The sequence below is a fragment of the uncultured Reyranella sp. genome (genome assembly GCF_945957355.1).
Classification (GTDB): domain Bacteria; phylum Pseudomonadota; class Alphaproteobacteria; order Reyranellales; family Reyranellaceae; genus Reyranella.
In genome coordinates this window covers 466,226-491,066 of sequence record NZ_CAMFKM010000001.1, presented here as the reverse complement: position 1 = coordinate 491,066, position 24,841 = coordinate 466,226, and the positions used below count along the sequence as shown (strand labels likewise).

At 67.2% G+C, this 24,841-nt stretch carries 23 protein-coding genes; 8 read left to right on the top strand and 15 right to left on the bottom strand.

The features are described 5' to 3' along the window. Positions 1-21: 21 nt before the first annotated feature. Entirely contained in the window at positions 22-1,245 is a 1,224-nt protein-coding gene (locus Q0Q48_RS02360) for an FAD-binding oxidoreductase (RefSeq protein WP_295133318.1), read from the bottom strand. 92 nt (positions 1,246-1,337) lie between these two features. Between Q0Q48_RS02360 and Q0Q48_RS02355 the strand changes: the two genes are divergently transcribed. Beyond that, a complete protein-coding gene (locus Q0Q48_RS02355) occupies positions 1,338-1,844 on the top strand; it encodes a pyridoxamine 5'-phosphate oxidase family protein (protein ID WP_295133316.1) in 507 nt (168 codons plus the stop codon). 1 nt (position 1,845) lies between these two features. Further along, positions 1,846-2,298 carry a hypothetical protein gene (locus Q0Q48_RS02350; RefSeq protein WP_295133311.1) on the top strand — a complete coding sequence of 151 codons (453 nt, stop codon included), beginning with the start codon at positions 1,846-1,848 and terminating at the stop codon, positions 2,296-2,298. Between the two features lie 24 nt (positions 2,299-2,322). Here Q0Q48_RS02350 and Q0Q48_RS02345 read toward each other — a convergent pair whose 3' ends face one another. The 5 genes from Q0Q48_RS02345 to Q0Q48_RS02325 form a co-directional block, all read right to left on the bottom strand. Then, on the bottom strand, positions 2,323-5,496 hold the full coding sequence (locus tag Q0Q48_RS02345) for a multidrug efflux RND transporter permease subunit (RefSeq protein WP_295133308.1): 3,174 nt from the start codon (positions 5,494-5,496) through the stop codon (positions 2,323-2,325). 19 nt (positions 5,497-5,515) lie between these two features. Beyond that, on the bottom strand, positions 5,516-6,706 hold the full coding sequence (locus Q0Q48_RS02340) for an efflux RND transporter periplasmic adaptor subunit (protein ID WP_295133305.1): 1,191 nt from the start codon (positions 6,704-6,706) through the stop codon (positions 5,516-5,518). A gap of 115 nt (positions 6,707-6,821) precedes the next feature. Continuing rightward, on the bottom strand, positions 6,822-7,415 hold the full coding sequence (locus Q0Q48_RS02335) for a DUF938 domain-containing protein (protein WP_295133302.1): 594 nt from the start codon (positions 7,413-7,415) through the stop codon (positions 6,822-6,824). Further along, positions 7,412-9,712: a xanthine dehydrogenase family protein molybdopterin-binding subunit gene (locus Q0Q48_RS02330; RefSeq protein WP_295133299.1), complete on the bottom strand. Its 2,301-nt coding sequence runs from the start codon at positions 9,710-9,712 to the stop codon at positions 7,412-7,414. The genes Q0Q48_RS02335 and Q0Q48_RS02330 overlap by 4 nt, the downstream gene beginning before the upstream one ends. Further along, positions 9,709-11,022: an FAD-binding oxidoreductase gene (locus tag Q0Q48_RS02325; RefSeq protein WP_295133296.1), complete on the bottom strand. Its 1,314-nt coding sequence runs from the start codon at positions 11,020-11,022 to the stop codon at positions 9,709-9,711. The genes Q0Q48_RS02330 and Q0Q48_RS02325 overlap by 4 nt, the downstream gene beginning before the upstream one ends. Positions 11,023-11,135: 113 nt before the next feature. Here Q0Q48_RS02325 and Q0Q48_RS02320 point away from each other — a divergent pair, with 113 nt between their 5' ends. From Q0Q48_RS02320 to Q0Q48_RS02305, 4 genes are all read left to right on the top strand, one after another. Continuing rightward, complete coding sequence (locus Q0Q48_RS02320) at positions 11,136-12,743, top strand: NAD(P)/FAD-dependent oxidoreductase (RefSeq protein ID WP_295133293.1); 1,608 nt, start codon at positions 11,136-11,138, stop codon at positions 12,741-12,743. An 87-nt stretch (positions 12,744-12,830) separates the two neighbouring features. Then, positions 12,831-13,367 carry an SRPBCC family protein gene (locus Q0Q48_RS02315; protein ID WP_295133290.1) on the top strand — a complete coding sequence of 179 codons (537 nt, stop codon included), beginning with the start codon at positions 12,831-12,833 and terminating at the stop codon, positions 13,365-13,367. A 25-nt stretch (positions 13,368-13,392) separates the two neighbouring features. Beyond that, positions 13,393-14,025 carry a YceI family protein gene (locus tag Q0Q48_RS02310; RefSeq protein WP_295133287.1) on the top strand — a complete coding sequence of 211 codons (633 nt, stop codon included), beginning with the start codon at positions 13,393-13,395 and terminating at the stop codon, positions 14,023-14,025. A 14-nt stretch (positions 14,026-14,039) separates the two neighbouring features. Beyond that, positions 14,040-14,459: a VOC family protein gene (locus tag Q0Q48_RS02305; protein ID WP_295133284.1), complete on the top strand. Its 420-nt coding sequence runs from the start codon at positions 14,040-14,042 to the stop codon at positions 14,457-14,459. A 166-nt stretch (positions 14,460-14,625) separates the two neighbouring features. Here Q0Q48_RS02305 and Q0Q48_RS02300 read toward each other — a convergent pair whose 3' ends face one another. The 6 genes from Q0Q48_RS02300 to Q0Q48_RS02275 form a co-directional block, all read right to left on the bottom strand. Next, the gene (locus tag Q0Q48_RS02300) at positions 14,626-15,855 is read right to left on the bottom strand and encodes a PLP-dependent aminotransferase family protein (RefSeq protein WP_295133281.1); all 1,230 of its coding nucleotides are present in this window, start codon (positions 15,853-15,855) and stop codon (positions 14,626-14,628) included. Positions 15,856-15,924: 69 nt separating this feature from the next. Next, entirely contained in the window at positions 15,925-17,547 is a 1,623-nt protein-coding gene (locus Q0Q48_RS02295) for an FMN-binding glutamate synthase family protein (protein WP_295133278.1), read from the bottom strand. Between the two features lie 54 nt (positions 17,548-17,601). Next, a complete protein-coding gene (gene modC, locus Q0Q48_RS02290; RefSeq protein WP_295133275.1) occupies positions 17,602-18,663 on the bottom strand; it encodes a molybdenum ABC transporter ATP-binding protein in 1,062 nt (353 codons plus the stop codon). Next, positions 18,660-19,346 (bottom strand): molybdate ABC transporter permease subunit, encoded by a 687-nt coding sequence (modB, locus tag Q0Q48_RS02285; RefSeq protein ID WP_295133272.1) that lies wholly within the window; start codon positions 19,344-19,346, stop codon positions 18,660-18,662. Before modB ends, modC begins: the two co-directional genes overlap by 4 nt. A gap of 12 nt (positions 19,347-19,358) precedes the next feature. Beyond that, positions 19,359-20,210, bottom strand: a complete 852-nt coding sequence (locus Q0Q48_RS02280; protein WP_295133269.1) for a ferric reductase-like transmembrane domain-containing protein — start codon at positions 20,208-20,210, stop codon at positions 19,359-19,361. Positions 20,211-20,257: 47 nt separating this feature from the next. Continuing rightward, complete coding sequence (locus Q0Q48_RS02275; RefSeq protein WP_295133266.1) at positions 20,258-20,935, bottom strand: DUF4286 family protein; 678 nt, start codon at positions 20,933-20,935, stop codon at positions 20,258-20,260. Positions 20,936-21,136: 201 nt separating this feature from the next. On the opposite strand from Q0Q48_RS02275, the gene Q0Q48_RS02270 reads away from it, so the two are divergent. Together Q0Q48_RS02270 and Q0Q48_RS02265 are read left to right on the top strand one after the other, a co-directional pair. Beyond that, a complete protein-coding gene (locus Q0Q48_RS02270) occupies positions 21,137-21,316 on the top strand; it encodes a hypothetical protein (RefSeq protein WP_295133263.1) in 180 nt (59 codons plus the stop codon). Between the two features lie 234 nt (positions 21,317-21,550). Next, positions 21,551-22,414: a transglutaminase family protein gene (locus tag Q0Q48_RS02265; RefSeq protein ID WP_295133260.1), complete on the top strand. Its 864-nt coding sequence runs from the start codon at positions 21,551-21,553 to the stop codon at positions 22,412-22,414. 23 nt (positions 22,415-22,437) lie between these two features. On the opposite strand, the gene Q0Q48_RS02260 is transcribed toward Q0Q48_RS02265, so the two are convergent. The 3 genes from Q0Q48_RS02260 to Q0Q48_RS02250 form a co-directional block, all read right to left on the bottom strand. Further along, positions 22,438-23,445 (bottom strand): hypothetical protein, encoded by a 1,008-nt coding sequence (locus tag Q0Q48_RS02260; RefSeq protein ID WP_295133257.1) that lies wholly within the window; start codon positions 23,443-23,445, stop codon positions 22,438-22,440. A gap of 114 nt (positions 23,446-23,559) precedes the next feature. Then, a complete protein-coding gene (locus Q0Q48_RS02255; protein ID WP_295133254.1) occupies positions 23,560-23,811 on the bottom strand; it encodes a hypothetical protein in 252 nt (83 codons plus the stop codon). A 130-nt stretch (positions 23,812-23,941) separates the two neighbouring features. Then, positions 23,942-24,841: a LysR family transcriptional regulator gene (locus Q0Q48_RS02250; RefSeq protein ID WP_295133251.1), complete on the bottom strand. Its 900-nt coding sequence runs from the start codon at positions 24,839-24,841 to the stop codon at positions 23,942-23,944.

Genomic DNA, 24,841 nt, shown 5'->3' with positions numbered 1-24,841 from the left:
CGATCCCGATCGAAAAACCAACTAGAAGTTGCGGCGGAACGAGAAGAGATCGCCGTCCGGATCGTCGCTGCCGGCGATCGCTGCCGACAGGATTTGCGCCGACAGCATCGAGAAGGTGATGCCGTTCCCGCCGTAGCCGAGCGCGGCGAAGCAATTCTTCATGCCGGGCACCGCACCGATCGAGGGCGATCCGGTGGGCGAGGTGCCGAAGCTTCCGGTCCAGGCATAGTCGGCCTCCGGGCGCACCCGTGGCAGCAGGCGCACGAGTTTTTTCTGGAGGGCCGCGATCTTTTGCGGGATCAACGCATCGCGTTTCTCTTCGTCGAGAAATGCCTCGTCCTCGCCGCCGCACAGGATGCGGCCCTGCGGTCCGACCCGCAGGTAGAGATAGGGATCGGAAGCCTCGCTGATCATCACCTCGTCCCGCCAGAGGGCCCGCGGTTGCGGCCGCGTCGCGAATGCCCAGGTCGAGGTCACGCGATGTCCCTTGTGCGGAACGCCCTTGGGCATCTCGTAGCCGGTGGCAAAGACGACGGCGCTGGCGCGGAGCGAGGGACCGGCGGCGGTATGAACGACGGCGCCGGAGGCAAGCGGCTCGATTTCGGTCGCTTCCACCGGCGCATGCAGGCGCGCCTTGCGGGTGACGGCGTTCCGCAGGAAGCCCGCGGCGAGCTTGCGCGGATCGGCCGCCAGCCCGCCATGGCCGAGCAGCGCCGCGCGACCCTTGATGCCGTAGAGGCGATGGACCTCGCCGCGGTCCAGGTAGGAGACCTCGAAGCCGGCGCTCCGGCGCGCGGTCGCCTCGTGGCGTAGTCCCTCGGCATCGAGCACGTCGCCCTGCAGGTAGATCGAACTGCGGTGTGCGCAGTCGGCGCCGAGGCCTAGGCGATGGAGTCGCTCGCCGAGCGCATCCAGCGCGAGCTTGGAGCGCCGCCACAGCCGCTCGGCGCGGATGAGGCCGATCCGCGTCGAGAGGCGGCTCAACGGGACATCGAGCTCGTATTGCAGCAACGCGGTGGACGCCATCGTCGAGCCGGCGAGAGGCCCGCGGCGGTCGATGATCACGACGTCGAGACCGTCCTCCGTCAGCCGCTCGGCGATCATCGCGCCGCTGATCCCGGCGCCGATGACGACGACGTCGCAGGCGAGATCGCGTCGGAGGGGGCGTGTCGTGACTCGGGGAACCGGAATGTCCTGCCAAACAGTGCGTCCTGTCCGCAGGCTTCGATGATGCGTCGCACTCACCCGCGGCCAACGTCGCTGACGGGCGAATCGTTGCAACGGGGCTCGGGGGCGTGCGTTGGCCGGCCACCCAAAACCACCAGAGAGGAGCTGCCATGCCCACCCCGAAGGAAATCGAAGAGAAGTTCTGGTCGGCGCTGAAGTCCGACATGACCATGATGCTGGGCCTCGATGGCGTCGAGGATGGTCATGCCCGACCGATGACGGCACAGCTGGACGGCGAGCGGGAGGGTGGTCGGGGGCCGATCTGGTTCTTCACCAGCCGCGACAACGCCATCGTGCAGAAGCTGGGTGCCGGGCAGGGCAATCGCGCCATCGCGACCTTCACCTCCAAGGGCCACGACCTGTTCGCCACGGTTCATGGCGGGGTGTCGCTCGACAACAACCCGGCGACGATCGACCGGCTGTGGAACCGCTATGTCGCGGCCTGGTATGAGGGCGGCAAGACCGATCCGAAGCTGGCGCTGCTCAGGCTCGATCCGGAGAAGGCCGAGATCTGGCTCGACGCGTCGAGCCTCGTCGCGGGAATCAAGATGCTGCTCGGCGTCGATCCCAAGCCCGACTACAAGGACAAGGTCGCCCAGGTGAGCCTGCGAGGCTGACATGCCGACCACCATCGATCGCGTCGCATTCAACACGGCCCAGGCCATCAACAGTCGTATCGAACGGGCGACCGGGGAGCGCCTGCGCCGCTGCGTGGGCAACCCCCTGTCGATCGAGCGGCGGCTGCGCGAGCTGGATCGCGAATGGGACATCGAGCGCGTGCTGGAAACCAACGCGTCGGTGGTTGCGTTCCTTGGGCTTGTGCTGGGCACTACCGTCAATCGCCGCTGGCTGCTCGTCCCCGCGGCGGTGACGGCATTCCTTTTTCAGCACGCCGTGCAGGGCTGGTGTCCGCCTCTGCCCGCCCTGAGACGCATGGGCGTGCGGACATCGCGCGAGATCGAGGTCGAACGGGTTGCCCTCAAGATCCTGCGCGGCGATTTCGACGCAATACCCGCGCCGTCGGGCAGCCGCCGCCGTTCGGACGATGCGATCCGGATCGCCCGCGCCTGACGGCGCGAGCTATCGCGCGGCCGGTCAGTCGCCGGCGGCGGCGACACCTTCGGGCGGCGGCGCGGTCGGCTTCTTCTTGGCCTTGCGGCGTTCCTCGAAGCGCTGCAGCACCGTGAAGAATGACGGCACGAACAGCACGGCCAGGCAGGTGGAGGCGATCATGCCGCTCATTACGCACATGCCGAGCGAGATGCGCGAGTTGGCGCCGGCGCCGGTCGCCGTCACCAGCGGCACGACGCCGAGGATGAAGGCGAACGATGTCATCAGGATCGGACGGAAGCGGGTCCGCGCCGCCTCGATGGCCGACTCCATGATGTCCCTGCCCTCGGCGCGACGCTCGCGCGCCACTTCGACGATCAGGATCGCGTTCTTGGCACCGAGCGCGATCAGGAGCATCAGGCCGATCTGCGTGTAGATGTTGTTGGCGAGGCCCACCGCGGTCAGCGCAATGGCCGGGCCGCTCAGCGCCAGCGGCACCGCCAGGATGACGCCGAGCGGCGCGATCCAGCTCTCGTACTGGCCGGCGAGGCAGAGATAGACCAGCAGGATGGCCAGCGCGAAGACGTACATCAGCTGGTTGCCGACGATGTTCTCCTGATAGGCCATGGCCGTCCATTCATAGCCGGTGCCCGGTGGCAGGATGGCCTTCGCGATCTGGTCCATCAGCTCGATGCCATCGCCCGAGCTGAACCCGGGCGCGGGCGAACCGACGATCGCGGCCGAGGGATAGAGGTTGTAGAGGCTGATCAGCGGCGGGCCGAGGGCCGGCTTCAGCTCGGCGATGGCACCGATCGGCACCATCTGGCCGTCGAGGTTCTTCACCTGCAGCTTCAGGATGTCCTCAGGCCGCGTGCGATACTGCGAATCGGCCTGGATGTAGACCTGCAGGCTCAAGCCGAACTTGTTGAAGCGGTTGACGTAGGACGAGCCCATGTAGCTCGACAACGTCGTGAAGACGTCGCCGACCGGCACGCGCAGCGACTCGGCCTTCACCCGATCGACTTCGATCCGCACATGGGGGGCGCCGGAGCGGAACGAGGTGACGAGATTGGTCAGCGCCGACTGCGTGCTGGCATTCTGGATCATCGTGTCGGTCACGGCCTGCAGCTTGGTGTAGTCGAAGCTGCCGTCCTTCTGCTCGATCTGCATCTGGAAGCCGCCGGCATTGCCGATGCCCTGGATGGCGGGCGGGACGATGACGAAGGCGCGGCCGTCCTCGAGGGACTTCAGCTTCTCCATCAGGCCGAGCACGATCGAGCGCAGGTCCTGGCCGGGCTGCTTCAGGCGCACGTTCCAGTCCTTGAGGATGACGTAGGACACGGCGGCATTGGCCAGCGACGAGTTGCTGTCGAGCACCGACATGCCGCCGAGCGCGACCACGTTCTCTACGCCGGGGGCGGCCATCGCGATCTCGGCGGCCTTGTGCAGCGAGGCGCCGGTGCGTTCGAGCGAGGCGCCGTCGGGCAGCTGCACGCCGATGATCACGTAGCCCTGGTCCTCGTTCGGGATGAACGCCGTCGGCAGGCGCGCGACGCCCCAGCCGCCGATACCGGCGGCGATGAGCGCGATGACGACCATGATGCCGGCACGGTGGACCATGTGGCCGACGATCCAGGCATAGCCATCCTCGAGCTTGTTGTAGACCTTGTTGAAGCTGCGGAAGAAGATGTTGCGCTTCTCCGGCGGCGTCGCCGGCCGCAGCCACATCGCGCACTGGGTGGGCTTCAGCGTGGCCGCGTTGATGGCGCTGATCAGCGCCGTCGCGGCGATGACGAGGGCGAACTGTGCGAACATCTGGCCGGTGAGGCCCGGCAGGAAGGCGGCCGGCAGGAACACCGACATCAGCACCAGGGTGATGCCGATGACGGGCCCGAAGAGCTCGTCCATTGCCTTGATCGACGCGTCGTGGGGCGTCATCCCGCGCTCGATGTGATGCGCCACGCCCTCGACGATCACGATCGCGTCGTCGACCACGATGCCGATGGCCAGCACGATGCCGAACATGGTCGTGGTGTTGATGGTGAAGCCCAGGGCGGCCATGGCGGCGAATGCGCCGATGATCGTCACGGGGATCGTGGTGGCCGGCACGAGCATCGCGCGCCAGTCCTGCAGGAAGACCACGATCACGATCAGGACCAGGATGCCGGCCTCGATCAGGGTCATGAAGACCTCGTGGATCGAGGCGGTCACGAAGCGCGTGGTGTCGAACGGCACTTCGTAGGCGAGGCCGGGCGGGAAGGACTTGGACAGTTCCGCCATCTTGGCCTTCACGGCCTTGGCGACGTCGAGCGCATTGGCGTCGGGAAGCTGGTAGATCGCGAGGCCCGAGTTGGGCTTGCCGTTGATGTGCGACGTCGTGGAGTAGGTCTGGGCGCCCAGTTCGACGCGGGCGATGTCCCGCACCCGGACGATCCTGCCGCCGCTGCCCTGCTCGGCCTTGACGATGATGTTACCGAACTCCTCGGGCGTGCTGAGACGCCCGACGACATCGATCGTGTACTGGAAGTCCAGGCCCTTGGGTGCCGGCGGCTGGCCGACCTGGCCGGCCGTCACGTCCTGGCTCTGCTGCTGGATGACCTTGCTTACATCCGACGGCGTGAGGCCGAACGTGTAGAGCTTCTGCGGATCGAGCCAGACGCGCATCGAGTACTGGCCGACGCCCAGCACGTTGACGTTGCCGACGCCGGGCAGGCGCGCGAGCTCGTTCACCAGATTGATGGTGGCGTAGTTGCTGAGATAGAGGCTGTCGTAGCGCTGGTCGGGCGACGTCAGCGACACGATCTGCAGGATCGATGTCGACTTCTTCTGGACGACGAGGCCCTGAGCCTGCACCGGCATGGGCAGCGAGGCGAGCGCGGCGCTGACCTGATTCTGCACCAGCACCTGCGCGAAATCGAGATCGGTGCCGATCTCGAAGGTCACGGTGAGCGTGTAGGTGCCGGAGTCCGTGCTGTAGGACTGCATGTAGATCATCTTCTCGACGCCGTTGACCTGCAGCTCGACGGGCAGGGCGACATCGTTGACGACGACCGCGGCGCTGGCGCCCGGATAGGTCGTGGTGACCTGGACCGTGGGCGGCACGACGTTGGGATATTGCGCGACCGGCAGGGTCGCCAGCGCCACGCCGCCGATCAGGACGATGATGATGGCGAGGACGTTGGCCAGGACCGGCCGGTTGATGAAGAACGCGGAGATCATGGCTGCGTTTCCCGGCCGGTCACTTCGGGGCGGCGGGAGTCGGCGCTGGGGGCGCGCTGTCGGTCGTGACCGGGATGGTCGTCACCTTGGGAACCACCTTGGCGCCGGGAATCGCGGCGCCGTTCAGGTTCAGCACCACCTGGTCGTCGGGCTGGAGCCCCGTCGAGATGACGCGCAGGCCGTTGGGGAGGAGCTGACCGGTGGTGATCCGCGTCTGGACGACGACATTGTCCTTGCCGACCGTCAGGAGATACTTACCGGCCTGGTCCTCCGCGATGACGCGGTTGGGCACCAGCAGCGCGGCGTTTGCGGCCAGACCCTTCGGTACCTTCACCCGCACGAAGAAACCGGGAATCAGGATGCGGTCCGGATTGTTGAACAGGGCGCGGACGAGGATCGTGCCGGTCGTCGCGTCGAGTTCCGGCGACACGTAGTTGAGGAAGCCCTTGTGGGGGAAGCCCTCCTCGTTCATCAGGCCGATCTCGACCGGCACCTTGCTCAGCTCCTCGACGTCGACGCGCCGGTTCTTCAGATTCTGGCGGATCTGCAGAATGTCCTGCTCGCTCATGTTGAATGTGACGTAGATCGGATCGAGCTGGACGATCGTGGCGAGCTTGGTGGCCGTGGTGGCGCCCACCAGTTCGCCGACCGAGACGAGATGCTTGCTGACGATGCCGTCGAACGGCGCGGTGACCGTCGTGTAGCCGAGGTTCGTCTGGGCGATCGTGAGGTTGCCCTCGGCATTCTCGACATTGGCCCGCGCATTGTCGCGCTTGGCCTTGGCCTGATCGAAGGTGTTCTGCGCCGAGACGTTCTGGCGGAGCAGGGTTTCCTGGCGGGTGAACTCGGCCTCGGCCTGGACCAGCGAGGCCTTGGCGCCGTCGAGCTGGGCCTCGGCCTCCTTGACCTTGGCCTTGTACATCGTCTGCTCGATGCCGAAGAGCTTGTCGTCCTTCTTCTTCACGGAGCCGTCGACATAGTCCTGGGAGACCAGGAAGCCCTCGACGCGGGCGACGAGATCGACGGTCGCGAAGGCGACCGTATTGCCGGTGAGAACTTCGAAAGGCGCCACGTCCTGCTTGACGGGCACCCCGACGCTGACCTCGGCGGGCGGCGGGGGCTGGAACTTGTTCTCCTGCTTGCAGCCGGCCAGCAGTGCAGTCAGCGTGAGCGCGGCGAGAAGGGGCGCCAGCGCTCGGAAGGGTCTCATGACTGCAAGAACTACGGCTTCATCGTTACGATTCGACATATTTCCGACGATGCTCCCCGCGAGGCCGGCCCCAGCGTTAGCGCATCCCCTGCAGGATTGCCACCGCCCAAGGTCATCACAGGCGATTGAACAGCAGCGACAGATTGTTTGCTGGCATCCCGACGATCTCCGGGGCGGAAAAGCCCTGCGCGGCGGCCAGATCGACGACGGTCTCGAGGTCGCGCACGCCCCATGCGGGATTGCGGCGCCTGAGGTCGGCGTCGAAGGCCTCGTTGCTGGGCGCGGTATGCCGGCCGCCGCGTCGGTAGGGGCCGTAGAGGAAGAGCAGGCCGCCGGGCGGCAGCAGGCGTGCGGCGCCGGTCACGAGCCCGATCGCGGCCTCCCACGGTGCGATGTGGATCATATTGCAGCAGAGCACGGCGTCCGCGCGCTCGACCGGCCACGACTCCCCGGTGACATCGATCTCCAGCGCCGGCCGCACATTGCCGAGGCCCAGCGTCCGCACCCAGTCGTCGACGCTGGCGCGGGCGCCGGCATCCGGGTCGCTCGGCTGGAAAGTGAGTTCGGGCCGGGCGGCGGCGTAGTGCACGACGTGCTCGCCGGTGCCGCTCGCGATCTCCAGCACCAGGCCCTTGGCCGGCAGGCGCGGCTGCAGCACGTCGAGGATCGGTTGCCGGTTGCGGGCCGCCGCCGGTGCTTCGCGTCTCATCGTGCCTCCTGGATGGCCTGCCAGATCCGCAGCGGACTCGCCGGACCGTCGAAGCCTTTCACGCCAAGCGGTGCCAGCGCGTCAAGGATCGCGTTGGCGATGGCGGGGAAGGCCGCAATGGCGCCGGCCTCGCCGCACCCCTTCACGCCCAGCGGATTGGTCGTGCAGCGGGTCGGATTGAAGCCGAGATCGAACGAGGGCAGGTCGTCGGCGCGCGGCAGGGCGTAGTCCATGAAGGAACCGGCCACCATCTGGCCCGACTCCGGGTCGTAGGTGGCATGCTCCAGCAGCGCCTGGCCCGCGCCCTGGGCCATGGCGCCGTGCGCCTGGCCGCTCGCGATCATCGGATTGACCAGCACGCCGTAATCGTCGACCGCCGTGTAGCGCGCCAGGTCGACCCGGCCGGTGTCGCGGTCGATCTCGACCTCGACCACGTGCGCGCCATTGGGAAAGGTCATGTGCTCGCGCTTCCAGGCATGGAACGTGTCGAGCGGCCGACCCCTCTCGCGGCCGAGCGCCGCCACGTCGAGCAGGCCGATGGCGCGGTCGGTGCCGGAGACGACGAAGCGCCCGTCCTCGAAACGGATATCGGCTTCGGAGGCCTCGAGGGCGTCGGCCGCCAGCGCGTTGCCCTTGGCGATGATCTCGTCGGAGGCGCGCCAGATCGCCGTGCCGCCCATATAGGTGGCGCGCGAGCTGCCATGGCCGCCGCCGAACGGGATCGCGTCGGTGTCGCCCTGCACCAGGCGGATTCGCGCGTTGGGCACGCCCAGCCGTGTGCTGAGGATCTGCGGGAAGGTCGTCTCGTGGCCCTGGCCGATATGCTGCGTGCCGGTGATCAGCGCGACCGTGCCGTCGGCCTCGAAACGCACGTCGACATTCTCGTCGGGCGGGCCGCCCGTCGCCTTGATGTGATAGGCGAAGCCCAGCCCGCGCAGCCGTCCGCGACCCTCGCTCTCGCGCCTTCGGGTGTCGAAGCCCGCAAGGTCGGCTCGCGACAGCGCATGGTCGAGCGATTCGGCGAAGCGGCCGCTGTCGACCTCGAAGCCAAAGGCGTTGGTCATGGGCATCGCTTCCGGCGGCACCATGTTCCAGCGCCTGAGATCGGTGCGATCGAAGCCGGTCTGGCGGGCCGCCGCATCGATCAGCCGCTCGACGATGTTGATCGCCTCGGCGAAACCGGGACCGCGCGTCACGCCGATCGGCGCGGTGTTGGTGACGACGGCCACGACGTGCAGCGCGATCGCCGGGATGCGGTACACCGAGCCCTGGAGATGGATGTACTGGAAGGTCTGCACGCCGCCGCCGGCGCCGGCCATGTAGGCGCCGAGATTGGCCACGCTCGCGATCTTCAAGGCGAGGAACTGGCCCTGTGCGTCGAGTGCCAGCATAGCCTCGGCCTGCATGTCGCGCGCCGCGTGGTCCGACAGGAAGACCTCGCTGCGGCTCGCGATCCATTTCACTGGCCGGGCGACCCGGCGCGCGGCCCACAGGATCAGCGCGTGCTCGACATAGGCAAAGTTCTTGGCGCCGAAGCCGCCGCCGACATCGTGCGCCACGAAGCGAACGTCCTTCGGCTCGACGCCGAGCGAGCGGGCCACGTGGTTGCGGTTGATGTGGATGTTCTGGCTCGAGACGTGGAGCGTGTAGCGGCTGCTCGCCGGATCGAACGTGCCGACAACGCCGCGCGGCTCCATCGGGTTCATCACGATGCGATGATTGTCGAGGCTGAGCGATACGACATGCGCGGCCCTGGCAAAGGCTGCTTCGGCGCCTTCCGAATCGCCGGTGTGCCAGTCGAGGCAGGTGTTGCCCGGAACTTCGTCCGAGAGCTGCGGTGCGTGCGGGGCGCGGGCCGCCTCCGGCGAGGTCACGGCCGGCAGCGCCTGATAATCGACGACGACCCGCTCGGCGGCGTCGAGCGCCTGCGCCTGCGTTTCGGCGACGATCAACGCCACGGGCTCGCCGGCGAAACGGACCTTGTCGGACGCCAGCAGAGGCTGCGGTGCGAAGGCGAAGGGCTCGCCGGTCTGCACGTTCGCCTCGGCATAGGGGCGTAGCGGCTTCAGCCCGTCGGCCGTGGCCTCGGCGGCGGTGAGGACGGCGAGCACGCCGGGCGCGGAGCGTGCCGCCGTCGTGTCGATGGACCGGATGAGCGCATGGGCATGTGGCGAGCGCAGCACCACGGCCTGCGCGACGCCTTCGAACTTCAGGTCGTCGAGATAGGCGCCCTGGCCGGTGACGAACCGCGCATCCTCGCGGCGCCGGGGCGAGTCACCCATCCGTTCGATCGTCATGTCCGCAACGTCTCCGCGTTCTGGGCCTGGCGCTTCTCGTCCCACCAGTCACGCATCTGGAGGCCCCAGTAGGCAAGCTGCGTCGCCGCGCGTCCGGCCGTTCCCCCGGCCCAGCCGGTGCCGAAGGGTGCGAACAGGTGCCAGCGCGACGGGTCGCCCAGGATGCCGGCGGCCACCGCATCTGCGCCGGCCGCCGTCTGCGCGACGCCATGGCCGCCGAACGCCGAGCAGACCCAGAGGCCGGGCTCGATCTCGCCCACCTGGGGCATCTTGTGCGGCGCGTAGCCCATGATGCCGGGCCACGCATAGTCGATGCCGATCTCGCCGAGCTGCGGATAGACCGAGAGGATGTCGCTCCGCATCATCTCGCGCAGCCGCGGCGGCTCGGTCGTGTCGGTGGTGATGCGACCGCCCCACAGCAGCCGGTCGCCATCGACGACGCGATAGTAGTCGCCGGCGCGGCGCGTGTCGGAGATGGCGCCCGTCCAGCGGATCGCCTCGCCGAGGCGGGGCCCGAGCCTTTCGGTGACGGCGACGTAGGTCGCGACCGGCAGCACTGCCCGCGCGATGCGCGGCTGCACGGCACCGAGATCGGCATTGCCGGCCAGCACGACGTGCCGGGCCCTCACGCCGCCGCGCGGTGTGCGCAGTCGCCAGCCATTGCCGTCGCGCGTCAGTGCGATGGCCTCCGTGTTCTCGTGGACCCGACCGCCCCGACGCTCGATGTCGTCCGCCAGCGCCAGCGCCAAGTCGAGCGGATGGATATGGAACGAGGTCGGGTCATGGATCGCCTGATGGTAGCGCATCGTGTCCAGCACGCTGCGCGTGCGCCCGGTCGGCCAGGGTTCGAACGAAGCGCCGAGCTGCTCCGCCAGCTTGCGCGTGCGGTCGGCGAACCCTGCGCCCTGGTCGGAGCGCGAGACGCTGAGCTTGCCGGTGCCCATCAGGATGCCGGGCCGGCCGAGCTCCGCGATCGCGCCGCGCACGATCGCCACGCCGCGCTGCGACTGGGCATAGAGCCGGCGTGCGTGATCGAGTCCCAGCCGGTCGATCAGCGCGCCGGACCGCTGGGCATAGCCCGGGCCGACGAAGCCGCCGTTGCGGCCGGAGGCACCCCAGCCGATGCGCCGCCGTTCCAGCAACATCACGCGCTTCCCCTGCCGCGCCAGCAGCCGCGCCGTGTGCAGGCCCGCAAAGCCGCCGCCCACGACCGCGACGTCGGCCTCTTCCGTCGTGGCAAGCGGTGGGCGCGGCCTGTCGGCGTCTCGCGTGGCGGCATACCAGCTCGCCGGATAGTCGGATTCAGTCATTTCCATTCTTCTCCGCGAGAAGAGGTGCCACGGGAAGGCTTGCGTGGCCACCTGCTCTCCCGCACTAATTTTGCCGAGGATTTTCTACCGACTTCAGCAATTCCGGAGGATGCATGTCGATCGATTTCGATGCGGTGATCATCGGCGCGGGCTTCGGCGGCATGTACATGCTGCACCGGCTTCGCCAGAAGGGGTTCACGGCGCGCGTGTTCGAGGCCGGCAAGGGTGTCGGCGGCACCTGGTACTGGAACCGCTATCCCGGTGCGCGCTGCGACGTCGAAAGCGTGCAGTATTCCTATCAGTTCTCGCCCGATCTGGAGCAGGAATGGGAGTGGAGCGAGCGCTACGCCACCCAGCCCGAACTGCTGCGCTACGCCAACCACGTCGCCGACCGGTTCGACCTGCGCCGCGACATGCGCTTCGAGACGCGCGTCGGCAAGGCGGCGTTCGATGAGAAAGCGAACCTGTGGCGGGTCGAGACGGAGAAGGCCGGCCCGTCCGGCACGGCCGAGGCGGTCACGGCGCGCTTCGTGATCACTGCCATGGGCTGCCTCTCTTCGCCCAACACGCCGAAGATTCCCGGCCTCGAGGAATTCAAGGGGCCGACCTACCACACCGGCAACTGGCCGCATGAAGGCGTCGACTTCACCGGCAAGACCGTGGGCGTGATCGGCACCGGCTCCTCGGCGATCCAGTCGATCCCTGTGATCGCGGAGCAGGCGAAGCACCTCACCGTGTTCCAACGTACCGCCAACTACACGGTGCCAGCCCACAACAGGCCACTCGATCCAGACTATGTGCGGCAGGTGAAGGCGAACTACCCGGAGATGCGCCGGCGGGCCAAGACCAAGCCGGCCGGCATCGACTTCACGATCAATCCTGCCTCGGCCGCCGAGACACCGGAGGAGGAGCGCGCCCGCGTGTTCCAGGAACGCTGGGACTATGGCGGCCTGGGCTTCATGGCCTCCTTCTCCGACCTGCTCCTGAACGACGAGTCCAACCAGTACGCGGCCGATTTCGTGCGCGCCAAGATCGGCGAGGTGGTGAAGGACCCGAAGACGGCGGCGGCGCTGGTGCCGAAGAACATCATCGGCTGCAAGCGGCTGTGCGTCGACACCGGCTATTGGGCGACCTTCAACCGGCCGAACGTCACCTTGGTCGACATCAGCGACGAGCCGATCGAACGCATCACGGCGACCGGGCTGCGCGTCAAGGGAGAGGATTTCACCTTCGACTGCCTCGTGCTGGCGACCGGCTTCGACGCGATGACCGGGGCCCTGCTCAAGGTCGATTTCCGCGGCAGGGGCGGCGTGTCGCTGAAGGAGCGCTGGAACGAGGGGCCGAAGACCTATCTCGGCCTGACCGTGGTGGATTTCCCCAACCTGTTCATGATCACAGGTCCGGGCAGCCCCTCGGTGCTGACCAACATGCTTCCCTCGATCGAGCAGCACGTCGATTTCATCGCCGATTGCCTCGAGGCGTTGCGCGCCCAGGGCAAGACGGTGATCGAGCCGGTGCCGGAAGCGCAGGAGGAATGGGTCGGCCATGTCGGCGACGTGTCCAACATCACCCTGCGCTCGACCTGCAGCTCCTGGTATGTCGGCGCCAACATCCCCGGCAAGCCGCGCGTGTTCATGCCCTATATCGGCGGCCTGCCGGCCTACATCCGGGCCTGCGAGAAGGTCGTGGCCAACGGCTACGAGGGCTTCGCGCTGGCCTGAAAAAGCCGGAGCGAATGCTTCGATTGACGAGAGCGTCCGTATCGCCGTAATGTTAACCATCGGGTTAACTGAGGCGGCGCGGATCGAATGTGGAAGTTTCTGAAGATCGTCGGCGCCATCCTGCTGGTGGCCGTCGCGGCGATCCTGATCTACGCCTCGACCCGGCCCGACTCGTTTCGCGTCGAGCGGTCGACGGCGATGAACGCGCCGCCCGAGAAGATCTTCCCCTATATCGAGGGGCTGAAGCGCTGGACCGAGTGGTCGCCTTACGAGAGCCGCGACCCCGCGATGAAGCGCACCCACAGCGGTGCCGAGAGCGGCAAGGGCGCCGTCTATGAATGGGATGGCAACGACAGTGTCGGCAAGGGCCGCATGGAGATCGTCGACTCCAGGCCCCCGAACAAGGTCACGATCAAGCTCGACTTCCTGAAACCCTTCGAAGGTCACAACATGGCCGAGCTGACGGTGGAACCGAAGGGCGGTCGGACGATTGTCACCTGGGCGATGTACGGTCCCAGCACCTTCATGACCAAGCTGGTCGGCACCTTCGTGGACATGGACGACATGATCGGCCGGGATTTCGCGGCAGGATTGGCGAAGCTCAAGACCGTCGTCGAGAAGTGAACACACACTTGTCGAGGAGGATCACATGAACCGCGTATTGCGCACGTTCGCCGTCGTTCTGGCGATGGGTCCGACGGCGGCACTGGCACAGGCGCCTGGACCCATGGCCCTGCCGCCCGGTGTCTTTGCCGGGGAGCGGGACATCGCCCTCGCGACGGCCGGCGCCTATACGCTCGACGAGATGCACACCGCCGTCATCGTCCGCGTCTCCCATATCGGCTATTCGCAGAGCGTGTTCCGCTTCGACCGGGCCAAGGGGTCGCTCACCTGGGATCCCGCGGCAATCGAGAAGTCGAAGCTCTCGGCCTCGGTCGAGACGGCGTCCATCACGACCAACGTGAAGGGCTTCGCCGAGGAGCTGGCGGGCGACAATTTCCTGAAATCGAGGGCCTTCCCCGACGCCACTTTCGTCTCGACCGCGTTCAAGCCCGTCGACAAGACCCGCGGCAAGGTCGAGGGCGAGTTCACCCTGATGGGCAAGACCCGGCCCGTCACCTTCGACGTCGAGCTGGGCGGCGCGGGCAAGGGCTTCGAGGGCAAGCCGCGCATCGGCGTTCATGCCGTTGCGACGATCAACCCGCAGGATTACGGGCTGCCGCCGCTCTTCACCGACCCCATCCAGATCCAGATCGATACCGAGTTCGAGAAGAACCCTTAGCAAAGGAGAAAGACATGGCTATTCAACCGTACCTGTTCTTCAACGGCCGCTGCGAGGAAGCGCTCGACTTCTACAAGGAGAAGCTCGGCGCCAAGGTCGACATGCTGATGCGCTTCAAGGAAAACCCCGACAAGGGCGCGGCCGAGTGCATGCCGGTCAATCCCGAATCGGTCATGCATGCCAGCATGCATATCGGCGACGCTATGATCATGTGTTCGGACGGCATGGGAAGCGACGGCAAGACCAACTTCCAGGGCTTCTCGCTGGCGCTCAACGTCGCCAACGAAGCCGAAGCGGACAAGGCGTTCGAGGCGCTGGCCAAGGATGGCCAGATCCAGATGCCGATCGGCAAGACGTTCTTCTCGCCGCGCTTCGGCTGCGTCGCCGACAAGTTCGGCGTGTCGTGGATGGTGATCGTCCCGCAGGAGATGTAGTTCTGAGACGAGGTCTCGAAATGGAGCGCGCCACTTCAGTGGCGCTCAAGCTTCGTCGATAAGCTAGGGATGAGCGCAACTGGAGTTGCGCGCTCCATTGATCGGCTTCGACAAAAGAGAAGGGCCCGGCGGAGCGATCCGCCGGGCCCTTCTTTTTGAAGAAGACCTACCTCTTCTCGACGTTGGCCGAGCGCAGCGGCACGCCGAATTCGCGGCGGCAGACGTCGGCCAGGACCTCGACGCCCTTGCGGATCGTCTCGGGCTCGGGGTTGGCGAAGCAGAGCCGCAGGCGCGAGCGGGCGTATTCCTTGTTGGTCGACCATTCCGGACCGGGATTGAGCGACACACCGGCCGCCAGAGCGGCCTGCGCGAGCTTCGTCGTGTCCACGTTGTCGGGCAGCTTGATCCAGAGATAGATGCCGCCCTCGGGATCGCCGAATTCGGCATCGGTTCCGAACTGCTCCGCCAGCGCCTCGCGCAGGACCTGCAACTTGGCCGACAGGGTCTTGTTGAGCTTCGGCACGTGGTTCGCGAAATGCTGCGTGCAGAACTCCGCCAGCACCATCTGCTCCAGCGCGCCGGAACCGGCGTCCTGCTTCAGTCCGAGGATGCGGCCGAGAATGTCCCACTTGGCCACGATGTAGCCGACGCGCAGCGCCGGTGCGATCGACTTGGAGAAGGAGCCGATGAAGATGACGCCCTCGCCCTTGGCCATGGCGTAGAGCGATTTCGGGCGCTTGCCGCTCCAGATCAGGTCGGAATAGCACTCGTCCTCGAAGATCATGACGCCGTATTCCGCGGCGATCTTCAGCAGCTCGGCGCGGCGCGCCTCGCCCATGATGGCGCCGGTCGGGTTCTGCACCGTCGGGATGGTGTAGATGTACTTGGGCTTGATGCCCTTCTGCTTCAGCTCCTCGAGCTTCTGCTTCAGCACGTCGAGGCGCAGCCCTTCATGGTCGAGCGGGATGCCGACGACGTTGGCGCCCAGCTTGTTCAGCTTGGTGAGCGCGCCGCCATAGGTTTCCTGCTCGATCATGACGGTGTCGCCCCTGGTCACCAGCAGGCTGTTGATCAGGTCTAGGCCCTGCATCGATCCCGAGGTGATCAGGATTTCGTCCGACGCGCAGTCGATGCCGGCATGATCCTTGAGTTTGCCCGCGAGGAACTCGCGCAGCGGCTTGTAGCCCAGCGGGCCGCTGTTCAGGCCGTAGGTCGCGAGCGTCGCGCCCTCGCGCGCCAGCACCGCCGTGGCCGCATCGATCAGCGCCTGGACCGGCACGTTGGCGGCGTCGTTGTGGCCGCCGATGAAATTGTACTTCGGGAAGCCGTTCCACTTGACGGCGGGCGCGGGCGTTCCGGGCGCCAGCAGGGGCGTGAAATCGAACGGAGCGGTCATGGTCGTTTCCTCTTTGGTTGGCCAATTGCTGGGCCAACCAAAGGGGAATCGCAACAGATTTGCGCGGACTCAGGCCGTCGCGCGGAACGAATCGGCGTGAGCCATGTCCCACGCCTTGCGCCAGCGCGGGTTGTCCGTGCCGGCCACCAGCTCGCCCTCGGCCAGCGCCGGGTACAGGTCGGCGAAGGTCTTGACCTCGCTGCCCGAGACGCGCTGGGAGATGTGGATCGGCTTGAAATCGGTCGGATGGTCGAGGCCCGCGGCGGCGGTCAGCTCGGCGAGCTCGCTCAGGGTGGCGCGGTGGAAGTTCGCGACCCTCTCCATCTTGTCCGGCACGACCAGCGCCCGCTGGCGCCCCGGATCTTGCGTCGCGACGCCGGTGGGGCAGCGGTCGGTGTGGCAGGACTGCGACTGGATGCAGCCCACGGCGAACATGAAGCCGCGTGCGGAGTTGCACCAGTCGGCGCCCAGCGCCATCGCGCGGATGATGTCGAAGGCGGTGACGATCTTGCCGGCGGCGCCGATCTTGACCCTGTGGCGGGCGCCGATGCCCACGAGGGCGTTGTGCACGATGTGCAATCCCTGCCGCAGCGGCTTGCCGACATGGTCGAGGAACTCCAGCGGCGCCGCGCCGGTGCCGCCTTCCTTGCCGTCGACGACGATGAAGTCGGGATAGATGCCGGTCTCCAGCATCGCCTTGCAGATCGCCAGGAATTCCCATTCGTGGCCGACACAGAGCTTGAAGCCGGCCGGCTTGCCGCCCGAGAGACGCCGCATCTCGGCGATGAACTTCATCATCTCGATGGGCGTCGTGAACGCCGTGTGATGCGAGGGCGAGATGCAGTCCTGACCCATCGGCACGCCGCGCGTGAGGGCGATCTCCTCGCTGACCTTGGGCGCCGGCAGCACGCCACCATGGCCGGGCTTGGCGCCCTGGCTGAGCTTCAGCTCGACCATCTTGACCTGCGGGTTGGCCGCGCCGGCGGCGAAGCGCTCGGCAGAGAAGGTGCCGTCGGCATTGCGGGCGCCGAAATAGCCCGAGCCGATCTCCCAGATGATGTCGCCGCCGCCCTCGCGATGATAGGGGCTGTAGCCGCCCTCGCCAGTGTCGTGGGCGAAGCCGCCCAGCTTGGCGCCGCTGTTCAGCGCGCGGATGGCATTGGCGCTGAGCGCCCCGAAGCTCATGGCCGAGATGTTGAAGATCGAGGCCGAGTAGGGCTGCGTGCAGTCGGGCCCGCCGATGTTGATGCGGAACGGCTCCTTGCTGACCGGGGTCGGCGAGATCGAATGGGTCATCCACTCGTAGCCCTCGGCATAGACGTCGTGGGTGGTGCCGAAGGGCCGGACGTCGAGGGACGACTTGGCGCGCTGGTAGACGATCGCACGCCGGTCGCGCGAGAAGGGCATGCCGTCCTTCTCGCCCTCGAAGAAATATTGGCGCATCTCGGGGCGGATCGCCTCGAAGATGAAGCGCAGGTGCGCGGCGACGGGATAGTTGCGCAGCACGGCGTGCTTCGTCTGGAAATAGTCGTAGAGGCCGACGCAGGCGAGGAAGACGGCGATGAGGAAAGCGACGCCGATCCACCAGGAGCGGGGATCGAACGCCCAAGCGAGGCCCAGCACGACAGCGAAGGTCGTCGCCAGCGTCCAGGTGATGAAACGCGGCGTGAGCGGCAGCGGCATCGACTTCATTCGGTTCCTCGCGTTCATTGGCGGGCCAATGTGCCCACCCGCACTCTAGCGCAGTTAACTGCGTTCGAATGACACGCTCTTGACGACGGCGTAGACCGGCCGTCCGGGCGCCAGGGCCAGCCGGTCGACCGATTTGGCGGTCACCCGGGCCAGCAGGACGGCACCGCTGCAGTCCAGGCGGACATCGGCCTGCGCATTCGTCGTCGCGCTGATGGACGCGATGCGCCCGGCCAGCACGTTCAGCGCGCTGATGTCCTCGGGAGGCCGGAGGCTCAGCATCACGTCGCGGGCGCGGATATAGGCACGGACAGGTGCGCCGGCGGGCGCATCGAGCCGCGGTACCTGAAGCTCGCCCGCAACGCTTTCCAGCACCGACAGGTGGAACGTCTCGTCGTGCCGGACGATCCGTGCCTCCAGCACCGCGCCGCCATCCGTGGCGTCGGCCATGGGCAGGATGTCCTGGACCGGCCCGACCGCCGTCACCGTGCCCTCGCTCATGATCACGACCGTCGTGGCGAGCCGGGCGACCTCGGCGACCGAGTGGCTGACATAGAGGATGGGGACGCCGGCCTCGTCGCGCAGCCGCTCGATATAGGGCAGGATCTCGCTACGCCGCGATTCGTCGAGCGAGGCGAGCGGCTCGTCCATCAGGACCAGCCGCGGTCTCGCGAGCAGGGCACGGCCGATGGCGACCCTCTGCTTCTCTCCGCCCGACAGGGAGTCGGGATCGCGCTCCAGCAGATGCCCGATGCCCAGCAGCTCGACCACGGCGCCGAGATCGGCGGTCGCGCCGCCGTCGCCGCGCGCGAACCAGCGCCCGTAGAGAAGATTGCGCCGCACGCTGAGATGGGGAAACAGGCGGCTGTCCTGGAAGACGTAGCCGATGCGCCGGCGATGCGCGGGTACGAAGACGCCGCGTTCGGTGTCGACGAGCGTCTGGCCGTCGACGGCGATGCGGCCGCGGTCGGGACGGATCAGGCCGCCGACGATGTTGACCAGGCTGGTCTTGCCAGAACCCGAGCGGCCGAACAGCGCCGTCAGGCCCGGCGCGGCCGTGAAGCGCGCCTGTAGCCGGAAACTGCCGCGCCTGTGGTCGACGTCGACGTCGAGGCTCATGCCGTCTGCCGCCGTGCGCCGATACGCTTGGCCAGCAGCTCGGAGCCGAGCAGCGCCAGCATGGAGATCGCGATCGACACCAGGGTGAGGCGCATCGCGGCGGCGTCGCCGCCCGGTACCTGGGTCAGGGTGTAGATCAGGGCCGGGAGGGTCTGCGTCTCGCCGGGAATGTTGGAAACGAAGGTGATGGTAGCGCCGAACTCGCCCATCGACTTGGCGAAGGCCAGGATGGCGCCGGCGATGATGCCGGGCAGGCAGAGCGGCAGGGTGATGGTGGCGAAGACCCAGAGCGGGTTGGCGCCCAGGGTGCCCGCGGCCGCTTCGAGCCGCTGGTCGACGGCCTCGATGGACAGGCGGATGGCGCGCACCAGCAGCGGAAAGCCCATGACGGCGCAGGCGAGCGCCGCGCCGGTCCAGCGGAAGGAGAAGACGATGCCGAATTCATCGGCCAGGAACGAGCCGATCGGCCCGCGCCGGCCGAACGACAGCAGCAGCAGGTAGCCGGTGACGACCGGCGGCATGATCAGAGGCAGGTGAACCAGCGTGTCGAGCACGCTCCTGCCCCAGAAGCGTCCCCGCGCCAGCAGCCAGGCGACGGCGATGCCGACCGGCAGGCTGCAGAGCGTCGCCGTCGCGGCGATCAGGAGGCTCAGCCGTACGGCCGTCCATTCTTCCGGAGTCATACCTTCTTCCGTTCAGGAAGTCGGTATAGTCGGACGGATATAGCGCTGCGTCCAGAGCCTGCTCGCCGCGGCGAGCCCGCGCCGCAGTCCGACCAATCCGATCGCCAGCAGAGAGACCGCCAGCACCTTCTGGGCCGGTCGCGGCACCAGCTCGGGATCGAGGTTGGCGGCCAGGACGCGGACCGGATCGATCTTGTTGACCAGCCCGTACCACGAGGCCTCGAAGACCACCGTGATCGCTGTCGCTCCGATGGCGAGCAGGGCCAGGCCGGCGAAGCTCTTGCGCAGCTGCACGGGCAGCACGCGCCACAGCATCAGCCAGGCGAACAGGCCTGCGGCGAAGGCGGCCTCGCCGATCTTGACCTTGGACTGGATGAAGAAGTGCAGCAGGGCCAGCGTGACGGCCGGATAGACCATCCAGTGCAGGCGCTTCCAGTTGCGCTTCAGCCGCTTCTGCCAGCCGTTGGTCGAGGTGATCGCCAGCGCCACCAGGGCGAGCAGCGCCACGAAGCCGATGGTGAGATAGAAGCGCTTCACGATCTCCGTGGCGACGACAACCAGGTTCCATTTCTGGTCGAGCACGTAGATCAGCAGGTGAGCGACGGCGTAGAGCGCCGCCGCGACGCCGACCCTGCGGCGGATGTGGATCAGCGGCGCCCAGTCGAAGACCGCGCGGGCCGGCGTCAGCGCCAGCGAGACCAGCAGGAACACGACCGCCCAGTCGCCGGTGATGTGCGTGGCGAGCGTCACGGCACGCGGTTCGAGATCGCCCGTGTACCAGCGCCAGGCCAGATCGAGGGCGGGCAGGCAGAGGGCGACCAAGGTCGCGAGCCTCAGCCAGAAGATGATGCGTTGGTTGGACACGCGCCGACCCTAGTCGATTGGGCGATCAACGATGGGTCAAAGAAACGTCATCGCTGGTTGCCGAACAGGAACCTGTAGGTGCCGATCGAGGGTGCCGTCTCTACACCGAAGGGCCGCAGTCGAGCGATCGTGAACAGCGAACGCGCGGCGGCGCCGACGGCGGCGACGTCCGCGCCCTCCAGCAGCACGACCCATTCGGACTCGTCGGCCCGCGGATGATCCATGCTCTTGTCCTGCAGCGGCGCGTGCATCACCTCGAGATCGTTCTCGCCGGCCGCGGCACCCAATACGCCGGGTCGCGCGATCAGCTTCGGGAGCGCCTGGGTGGAGAGCCATTCGACCAGCGCATTGCGCCGGTGCAGGTCCGGCACGAAGCGCACCGTGGCCAGCGCCGCGCCCACCCCGTGGGTCTGGTCGACCTGGATGCGCAGGGTGAGCCGGGTGAAATGCGTGAACCGCGCCATCACCCGCTGGCTCCACGGCGTCTGGTTGTCCAGCGTGCGCAGGTAGTTCTGGGTGCCCAGGATGGCGACCGTGTCGCATTCATAGACTGCGAGATATCGCGGCGTGCCGCGCACCGCGGCATAGCGCCGGCCGCGATGGAAGCCCGGCAGGTTCACACGATCGTCGATATGCTCGCGATTGTACCACTCGTTGTAGTCGCGCTCGTCGCGCGCCGACACGTCGGTGAACGTGAGCAGCATTCCCTTGCCGAGGAGGGGCATCATAACTCCTGTCGTGGATGCGCCGGTGCCTGTGCAATCTAGCATTTTGCGGGAGCGCGGTTACATCTTTCGGCGGTTCCCGGCCAGACCAACGCTCTACGACGGTTCGGTGGCCGCTCGCCGACAAGTATGGCGGTCCGTGTCCTGCCACGATGTTTTGGAACCCGTGCAACGTCGATTCTCCGCGCGCTTTGATGCGCAATGACTGAAATCGATCGCGAACTGGAGCGCCTCGACAAAGCCGCACGGGACGCCCATGAACGGTACCTGCGCCTCGAGAGCTTTCATGACGTGCAGGTTGTCGAGGCGGCGCGTGCGCTCTGGCGGACGGCGCTTGCCGCCCTCGATGATTACCGCGCCCGGAAAGAGCGCCGATCCTAGGGGTTCATGAGGCTGGCCGGTCGTGCCGGCGAGGTGACAGGGACTTCTGGTTCAGTGGCTCCGGCCGGCAACAGCGAAGGGAGTTGGAATGGCACGTATCCCCAGGCCGCCGAACGAGGCGCCTTGCGAACCGCCGCCCGGATCGAGGCCAACGCCTCTGCCTCCGATGCCGCCCCCGCGCGAGCCGCCTCCGGGTCCTTCGCCTGCATCATAGGCCCGCAAGAGCAGGTTCTTTTGCCAACCCTCCGGATTCGCCACCGAACCACCTATCTCTATCACGCGCCCGTCCGGCTGGGGCCGCACCGGCTGATGCTGCGGCCGCGCGAGAGCCGCGAGCTGCGGCTGGTGTCGCACGAGGTCACGGTGACGCCGGCGGCCAGCGTGACCTGGGCGCACGACGTGTTCGGCAATGCCGTGGCGATGGCGGGCTTCGAGGGGCTGACCGACCGGCTGGTGGTCGACAGCGAGGCGGTGCTCACGCTGCGCGTCGATCCCTGGCCGGTGTTCGACATCGCCGCCGTCGCAACGCGCTATCCCTTTGCCTACACCGATGCCGACTGGACGGATCTCGGCGCGCTGGTGGTGCCGCAGTATCTCGATCCTGATCGGAAGCTGGCAGCCTGGGCGAAGGGATTCGTGCGCAGCGATCCGACGGACACGCTGTCCCTGTTGAAGGACCTCAGCTCCGGTGTCGCCCAGCAGATCCGCTACCAGAGCCGCGAGAGTGAGGGGACGCAGGCGCCGCTCGAGACTCTGGCGCGCGGGCTGGGCTCCTGCCGCGACCTGGCGGTCCTGTTCGTCGAGGCGGCACGCTGCCTGCGCTTCGGCGCACGGCTCTGCTCGGGCTATCTCTTCAGGCCGGATCGCGCGACGGGACACTACGAAGCCGACTCCACGCACGCCTGGGCCGAGGTCTATGTGCCGGGCGCGGGCTGGATCACCTTCGATCCGACCAACCGCAGCGTCGGCGGGCATAACCTGATCCCGGTCGCTGTGGCGCGCGAGATCTGGCAGGTGACGCCGGTGTCGGGCGACTTCATCGGCGCCAGCGACGCCTATCGCGGCCTCTGGGTCGATCTCAGCGTGACGCCTCTCTGAAAGCGGCGTCGAACGCGGCCAGGTCAGGGCGCCTTGCGCGCCTTTTCTCCAATCACGATGCGTATGGCAGCGTCGGTGGGGCTGGGTATCTGCGGCCCGTTGAGCGTGCCGCGGAACCGGCCCCAGTTCGCCGGCCAGTCGCCCTTGCTGGCGTTGAAGCCGGCGGTACCGAGTGCATCGACGAGGGCGGCGGCGGCCTCGTGCGTGGCCGGGTCGCTGCCGTCCCGGACCAGCACGACGACACCATAGATGCCGGCCACGCCGCCCCAGGTCCAGGTCTGCGGCGCCCAGCCTGCCTGGCCTAGATCGTCGGAAATCGTTGCCCCGATGGCGGGCGCGTCGGAGATCTGGCCCAGCAGGAAGATCGCGGCCGGCGTGCCGGCATATCTCTGCAGGCCCGCGACAAAGGGCGAGGGCGGCGGGGCGGGGGCCGCCACGGCCGGCGGGGTCGCTTCCGGGGTCACCTCTCGGCCGGGCTCCGGTGCGCGTGTGGTCGCGTCCTTGACCATCTTGCCCAGGTCGGCGAGGCGGCGCCGGATCTCGGCCGCATCGAACAGCGGGGCGCGCGCGCTTTCCGCGGCCGCCTTGTTCTCGGCAGAGGCCTGGGTCACTCGCTCGGTCGCCTCGCGGGCGGCCTGCTCGAGCGCCAGGCTCCGCTGGCGCGCTTTCTCCGCTTCCTGTGCGAGCGCGGTGGCCTGGTCCCGCGCGAGAGAGACCTCTCGTTCGAGCTTTGCCGTGCGATCCCGCTCGGTGGCGATGGCCCGTTCGAGCGCCGCCGCCTGTTCGCGCGCCGCCGAGGCCTCCCGCTCGCGCCGTGCGGCCTCGCTTTCCAGATCCTTGTAGCGGTCGAGGGCGGCCTGTTCGTGGGCGCGAATAGCGCCACTGTACCGGAACGACAGGAACGTCGTGATACCCAGCGCCGACACGGCCAAGAGGGTGGCGACAAGGCTCGCGATCATGGCCTTGTCCATGACCGACGCCCATCCCCGAAGCTGATCGATGTCCATGTTCACCGGCTTGTTGGAGCGCATGCCAAGCCCGTGCTCTCCCCGCGCTCGATTAACAATCGGCAAATCGCCGCCGGCTGGTGAATCGTCGTGACAAATGGGAGGCGTGACCCCCTGTCGAGGAGGGAACTGCGCTATCTAGGCGCGCCGCCCCTGGAGGACGACGGCCCGGCCTTCTTCCTTGAGCCGGACCGTATCGGCGGCGAGCTGTGTCCATCCACGTCGCGCGCAATCCTTCGCGATGGCCTCCGCTTCGAAGAAGCCGAGACGCATGCGCGACGCGACGGTATCGAGCATCCGCCAGGAGCCGGCCGACATGCCAGGCGTCTCTTCCGCCAGAGCGGCGCAGAAAGCGCGTGCACGGTTGTCCGGAACGGAAGGCGTAGACATCAGCGACTCCTGGGTGGCTCACGACTGCTGCGAGTTGCAGCGCACCGCGCATTCGACTTCATGGCGCGCTGCTCCACCCTATGTCAGATCGGAGAGACTTCCGTCGACACTGTTCCTCGCGATATCCACATCACTTGTCGTGGCCACGGCCATGCGCCATGTCGATCAACGCCTTGAACGCGGCCGAGTGATTGCGCCGGCCAGGATAGTACAGACAGAGCGGTGCCAGCAGCGGCGTCCAGTCCTCCAGGACCCGGACGAGACGTCCCGCCTCGACGTCTTCGAGCACATCGGACTCCATGAAGTAGCCGATGCCGACATGGTGGAGCACCGCGATGCGCGAGAGGCTGGCCTCGTCCAGCGTGATGGGCCCTTGAACGTCGATCTGGACGGGCCGCCCGTTCTTTTCGAATTGCCAGCGATGCAGCGTGCCATTCGGCAGTCGGATGCGGAGGCATGCGTGGCGTAGCAGGTCGGGAGGCACGCGGGGCTTGCCGTTGGTTTTGAAATAGTCGGGCGATGCGACCACGGCAAAGCGACGGGGAGGACCGACGGGAATGGCAATCATGTCGCTCGGCACCAGGTCGGCGCTCCTCAGGCCGAGATCGAAGCCTTCGGCGACGATGTCCACGATCCGGCCCTCGGTGACGAGATCGATGTGAACTTGCGGATAGCGCCGCAGGAACTTCAAGAGGAGTGGACCAAGCACCTCCCGCGCCCCTGTCGCGAAGGCATTGATCCGAAGGGTCCCGGATGGGGTTTCCTGCTGCGAGCGGGCGGCGCCCATCGCATCGTGCAGGGTGCGTACTGCAGGACCGACCTGATCGACGAAGGTTCGTCCGGCATCCGTCAGGGAAACACTGCGCGTGGTGCGATTGAACAGTCGGACGCCGAGCCGGCGTTCCAGCTTGCCGATGAGGTTGCTCAGGGCGGTGGTCGACAGGCCAAGTTCCTGCGCCGCTGCCCGGAACGATCCGCGCCGGGCAATGGCGAGAACGGCATCAAATTCGATCAGACCGTGATTCGCCAT

Bases quoted from the DNA above. Each gene is read 5' to 3' on its own strand.
- Q0Q48_RS02355 (WP_295133316.1), top strand. From the start codon at position 1,338: ATGCCCACCCCGAAGGAAATCGAAGAGAAGTTCTGGTCGGCGCTGAAG.
- Q0Q48_RS02350 (WP_295133311.1), top strand. From the start codon at position 1,846: ATGCCGACCACCATCGATCGCGTCGCATTCAACACGGCCCAGGCCATC.
- Q0Q48_RS02345 (WP_295133308.1), bottom strand. From the start codon at position 5,496: ATGATCTCCGCGTTCTTCATCAACCGGCCGGTCCTGGCCAACGTCCTC.
- Q0Q48_RS02340 (WP_295133305.1), bottom strand. From the start codon at position 6,706: ATGAGACCCTTCCGAGCGCTGGCGCCCCTTCTCGCCGCGCTCACGCTG.
- Q0Q48_RS02335 (WP_295133302.1), bottom strand. From the start codon at position 7,415: ATGAGACGCGAAGCACCGGCGGCGGCCCGCAACCGGCAACCGATCCTC.
- Q0Q48_RS02330 (WP_295133299.1), bottom strand. From the start codon at position 9,712: ATGACGATCGAACGGATGGGTGACTCGCCCCGGCGCCGCGAGGATGCG.
- Q0Q48_RS02325 (WP_295133296.1), bottom strand. From the start codon at position 11,022: ATGACTGAATCCGACTATCCGGCGAGCTGGTATGCCGCCACGCGAGAC.
- Q0Q48_RS02320 (WP_295133293.1), top strand. From the start codon at position 11,136: ATGTCGATCGATTTCGATGCGGTGATCATCGGCGCGGGCTTCGGCGGC.
- Q0Q48_RS02315 (WP_295133290.1), top strand. From the start codon at position 12,831: ATGTGGAAGTTTCTGAAGATCGTCGGCGCCATCCTGCTGGTGGCCGTC.
- Q0Q48_RS02310 (WP_295133287.1), top strand. From the start codon at position 13,393: ATGAACCGCGTATTGCGCACGTTCGCCGTCGTTCTGGCGATGGGTCCG.
- Q0Q48_RS02305 (WP_295133284.1), top strand. From the start codon at position 14,040: ATGGCTATTCAACCGTACCTGTTCTTCAACGGCCGCTGCGAGGAAGCG.
- Q0Q48_RS02300 (WP_295133281.1), bottom strand. From the start codon at position 15,855: ATGACCGCTCCGTTCGATTTCACGCCCCTGCTGGCGCCCGGAACGCCC.
- Q0Q48_RS02295 (WP_295133278.1), bottom strand. From the start codon at position 17,547: ATGAAGTCGATGCCGCTGCCGCTCACGCCGCGTTTCATCACCTGGACG.
- modC (WP_295133275.1), bottom strand. From the start codon at position 18,663: ATGAGCCTCGACGTCGACGTCGACCACAGGCGCGGCAGTTTCCGGCTA.
- modB (WP_295133272.1), bottom strand. From the start codon at position 19,346: ATGACTCCGGAAGAATGGACGGCCGTACGGCTGAGCCTCCTGATCGCC.
- Q0Q48_RS02275 (WP_295133266.1), bottom strand. From the start codon at position 20,935: ATGCCCCTCCTCGGCAAGGGAATGCTGCTCACGTTCACCGACGTGTCG.
- Q0Q48_RS02270 (WP_295133263.1), top strand. From the start codon at position 21,137: ATGACTGAAATCGATCGCGAACTGGAGCGCCTCGACAAAGCCGCACGG.
- Q0Q48_RS02260 (WP_295133257.1), bottom strand. From the start codon at position 23,445: ATGCGCTCCAACAAGCCGGTGAACATGGACATCGATCAGCTTCGGGGA.
- Q0Q48_RS02255 (WP_295133254.1), bottom strand. From the start codon at position 23,811: ATGTCTACGCCTTCCGTTCCGGACAACCGTGCACGCGCTTTCTGCGCC.
- Q0Q48_RS02250 (WP_295133251.1), bottom strand. From the start codon at position 24,841: ATGGCGAATCACGGTCTGATCGAATTTGATGCCGTTCTCGCCATTGCC.